A 4,210-nucleotide genomic window follows, 5' to 3' on the forward strand; every position below is an offset into this window, starting at 1 on the left:
TCGGGGATTTGCTCGAACGCAGTCAGTAGATTCATGCTGCAAAGATACACCGTTGCCCTGAATGAAACAGCCCTGCCCGCAAGCGGGGGAAGGCACGGCTTCCACGGCAGCCACGTCTTCCAGGCTCTCCGGCAGTGCTCCTCGCTGCCGGCGCGGTGGTGACTCGGCGCTGCGCGCCTGCGGGCGGGGCGGCGTCGGCGTAGGCGCGCGGCGGTGACGTCCGCTCCGCCTCGGTTCATCGTAATTCGTTGAGAATTATGCACTTGTAGGGGTGCGATTTATCGCATCCGTTCCGCTTTCCGCGGCGCAGGCGGGTCGGTCGCGCGCCGCATCTGCTCCGCATCACCCGCCGTTCGCCTAATCGTGCCTCGTCGCTCGTGATCGCTTCCGGCAGTCCGCCGACCCATACCTCACGTTCTCGTCAATTCCGTTTTCCGTTCCACGTCTGCGCGTTTACTGAACGTCCGCTCGTTCGGTGAACGTGTTCACAGGACGGGGGCAGGACCGGTCCGAAGATGAGGGCCGGTTCGTAAACCTCGCTCCTGCTGGAAGATGCGGGAATGCGGGCCCTCGGGCAGAGACGGAACCTCCGATGCGTTGCAATGGAGGCGGGGGCGGAGACGCCGGCCCGCGGACGCGGTCTTCAACGGAGGGCGCAGATGAGCGAGGCGATGCGGAGCACCGATGCGGTTGCGGGCGAGGCCGAGACGCGGGCTGGGCGGCTGAGCGCTCGGATCCGAAGCGCGATAGCGGACCGGCAAATCCGGCGCGGATCGGCGGGCCGGGAGATGCACAGGTGGATGGAGGGGGGGATGCGCGGCGCCCCGGTCGTGGCCGCGGCGATCCTGCTCTCCGCCGCGTGCTCCGGGCGCGACTCGATGTCCGCGAACCGCGAGGCGGGGGATGCGGCAGCGGCGCCGGCGTCGTCGGCCGCTGCGCCGGCGAGCGGGATGGAGAGCGCGATCACGACGTCGGACACGGTAGGTGCGGTGGCGGCTCCGGCGGCGGACGGCTCCGTGGGTTCGGCGGGCGTCTCCGGCGCGGGTAGCGCGGCCCTTCCGTCGCTGGCGACACAGATGCTGATCCGCACGGGGACGGCGCAGATCCAGGTGGACTCGCTTCAGCTTGGGATCGACGGGGTGCGGCGGCTGGTGGAGCGGGAGGGCGGCGTGGTGGCCGGCTCGTCCATGACGGCGGGGCGCCAGGAAGCGGCGCAGGCCACGATGGAGCTGAAGGTGCCCGCGGAGCGCTTCGAGGCGGTTGTGGCCGGGCTCGCGTCGCTCGGCAAGCTGGAGTCGGTGAACACCACCTCGCAGGACGTGGGCGAGGAGTACGTGGACATCGGGGCCCGCGTGGTGAACGCCCGCCGCCTGGAGGCGCGCATCGCCGCCCTGCTCGACACCCACGCGGGCAAGCTGGCCGACGTGGTGGAGGTGGAGCACGAGCTGGCCCGCGTGCGCGAGGAGATCGAACGGTACGAGGGGCGGCTGCGCTACCTGCGCTCGCGCTCGGCGGTGAGCACGCTCACGGTGAACCTGCACGAGCCGCGGCCCGTGGTGGGCGAGTACCCCGGCGACAGCCCCATAGGCGCGGCCTTCAAGCGGTCGTGGCAGAACTTCGTGGGCTTCATGGCGGGGCTCGTCTCCGTGCTCGGCTTCCTGCTCCCGCTGGGCATGGTGGCCGCTGTGACGTGGGTTGCCGCCCGCGCCGTGGGCCGCCGCATCCGCCGCTCCGCGCGGCCCGCGTCGCCCCCGCCGCCGCCCGCCCGCGAGGAGCGCGAGCCGGTGGAGATCGGCTGACGCGCATCTCCCGAAACGACGAAGGGCCCGGGCAAGCTCGCCCGGGCCCCTCGTCGTTCGTCGGTGTCCATCGTCCATCACCATCGACCTGTCGAATAGCGATTGTCGGCCATCTGCCGTCGACATCCACCTTCCAACATCAACCATCCAGCATCGACCATTCGACATCGACCGCCGAACCGACGACATCACCGTCGGCAGCTACATGTCTCGGACGCCGATGGTGCCGCAGGCGACGCGGGCGCCGGAGTTGCCGGACGGGTCGGTCATGTAGTCGTCCGCGTTGGCGTGGACCACGATGGCGCTGCCGTCGCCGTCGAAGATGTCGCCCCACGGCGTGGCCAGGTCCAGGTTCAGCGTGCCCGTGCCGTCTGCCGCGACCACCAGGTTGGGCATGTCGCCGCGGTGCGGGCCCTGCGGGTTCTGCGTGCCGTGCATGCGGTTGGTGGTGTTCAGGTGCGGCCCGGCGCTGGTGAACGCCGGCGCGTCGCAGCGGCCGGTGTTGTGGATGTGCGCGCCGTGCGTTCCCGGCGCCATGCCGTGCACCCGCAGCATCACGTGCGTGCCTGCGCCGCTGGGGCTCAGCGTCAGCATTCCCACCTCCTGCCCCTGCGCGTTCCGAAGCGTGGAGCGCATCGTCATCCCGCCGCCCTGCATGGTGGCGCAGCCCGCCAGCGCCACCATGGCCCCGCCCGTCACCCACTGTGAGATTCGCATCTTCCGGCTCCTGTACGCCTGATTTGGCTTGCACCTCCGCGGCGCCCGGCGGTCGCGCGGGCACCCGGCAGGCGGTGCATCAATAGGTGTGCCCACTCATCTACTAAGAAAGTAGTTGACAGCCGGGAAGCCGCGGATTATCATCCTACTACAACTTTAGTAGAAAGGGCCGGGGCCGTGGAGATCTCGTTTACCGAACGCGAGCTGGACGTGATGGGCGTGCTGTGGGACCTGGGCGGCGCGACGGTCAGCGAGGTGCGCGACCGCCTGGCCGACGACCTGGCCTACACCACGGTGCTCACGGTGCTGCGCACGCTGGAGGAGAAGGGCTACGCAGGCCACGTGGAAGAGGGCAAGGCGTACCGCTATCACCCGGCGGTGGCGCGCCAGGACGCCGGCACCACCATGCTGCGCCGCCTCACGCGCAAGCTGTTCAAGAACTCGCCGGAGCTGCTGCTCACGCACCTCGTCTCGGACCGCGGGCTCACCGAAGACGAGCTGAAGCGCATGCGGCAGCTGCTGGAGGACCGCCTCCAGGAGGACGCGCCATGATCGCGCAGTGGATGGCCTATGCCGCGGCGGTGGCGCTGATGTGCGGCCTGGGCGCCCTGGCCCTGGAGCGCGCGCTGGTGTTGTACGGACGTCCGACCCGCTGGGTGTGGGCCGCGGCGATGGCGCTCTCCGTCGCCGCTCCGGTCGCTGCCCGGGTCGCACCGCGCGCCGCATCGGAAGCTGCGCCCCTGGCCGCCGCGCCCGTCCCTCTACCGTCGGCCGTCGGGCCGTCTGCCGGCGGGACGATGGTGCCGCTCTCGGTGCTCCGCGCCATCGCGATGGCGGACGACGCGGAGCCGCGCACGGTATCGCTAGACACGCCGCTGCTCGTGGGGTGGACGGCCGCGTCGGCGGCGCTGCTGGCGGTGCTCGGCGGGCTGGCGATGACGCTCGTGCGGCGGCGGCGGGTGTGGCGGCGCGAGGTTCTGGACGGCGTGGCGGTGCTGGTGTCGGAAGATTCGGGGCCCGCCGTGGTGGGCCTGTTCCGCAGCGATATCGTGGTGCCCGAGTGGGTGCTGCACGCCTCGCCGGCCCAGCGCGAGCTGATGCTGGTGCACGAGGAGGAGCACGTGGCGGCAGGAGACCCCCGGCTGCTGGGCTTCGCCCTCGCGCTGCTGGTGCTGATGCCGTGGAGCCCGGCGCTGTGGTGGCAGCTGCGCCGCCTGCGGCTTGCCGTGGAGGTCGACTGCGACGCGCGGGTGCTCGCCCGCCGCGCCGACGTGAGGAGCTATGGCGCGCTGCTGCTGGAGATGGGGCGCCGCGCATCTGCCGGGATGCTCGCCGTGGCGGCATTCTCGGAACCCGTGTCCTTTCTGGAGAGGAGAATCCGCATCATGACCACCCCCAAGGTTCGCACCCGGCTGCTCCGCGCGAGCGGCTTCGCCGGTGTGGCGGTGCTGTTCGCCGCCGCCGCGTCCGCCACCCCGCGCCCGCAGCTTCCGCCCGCGGCGCCTCCGGCCCCGCCCGCGCCCGCCGCAGCGCCGCGAGCCGCCGTCGCTCCTGCCCCGCCCGCCGCGCCCGCCGTGCGAGTCCGTGCCGCCGTGGCACCGACGCCGCCGACCCCGCCCGCGGCGCCGGCCCGTCCGGCCCCGGCTCCCGCGCCTGCGAAGGCTCCGTCTCCGCCGCCGCAGCCCGCCGCGGCC

Annotated in this window: 4 protein-coding genes; 3 read left to right on the forward strand and 1 reads right to left on the reverse strand. The window is 71.9% G+C overall.

Annotation, left to right across the window (positions count from 1 at the left end; all coding sequences use genetic code 11):
- Positions 1-812 precede the first annotated feature (812 nt).
- Entirely contained in the window at positions 813-1,799 is a 987-nt protein-coding gene (locus tag VFE05_01355; GenBank protein HET6228691.1) for a DUF4349 domain-containing protein, read from the forward strand.
- A gap of 201 nt (positions 1,800-2,000) precedes the next feature.
- On the opposite strand, the gene VFE05_01360 is transcribed toward VFE05_01355, so the two are convergent.
- Positions 2,001-2,516, reverse strand: coding sequence for a superoxide dismutase family protein (locus VFE05_01360; GenBank protein ID HET6228692.1), 516 nt, complete (start codon positions 2,514-2,516; stop codon positions 2,001-2,003).
- A 177-nt stretch (positions 2,517-2,693) separates the two neighbouring features.
- Between VFE05_01360 and VFE05_01365 the strand changes: the two genes are divergently transcribed.
- On the forward strand, positions 2,694-3,068 hold the full coding sequence (locus VFE05_01365; GenBank protein ID HET6228693.1) for a BlaI/MecI/CopY family transcriptional regulator: 375 nt from the start codon (positions 2,694-2,696) through the stop codon (positions 3,066-3,068).
- On the forward strand, positions 3,065-4,210 hold a 1,146-nt coding region (locus VFE05_01370; protein ID HET6228694.1), incomplete at its 3' end, for a M56 family metallopeptidase. The genes VFE05_01365 and VFE05_01370, both read left to right, overlap by 4 nt.

This window comes from Longimicrobiaceae bacterium (assembly GCA_035696245.1).
In the GTDB taxonomy this organism is placed as follows: Bacteria; Gemmatimonadota; Gemmatimonadetes; order Longimicrobiales; family Longimicrobiaceae; genus DASRQW01.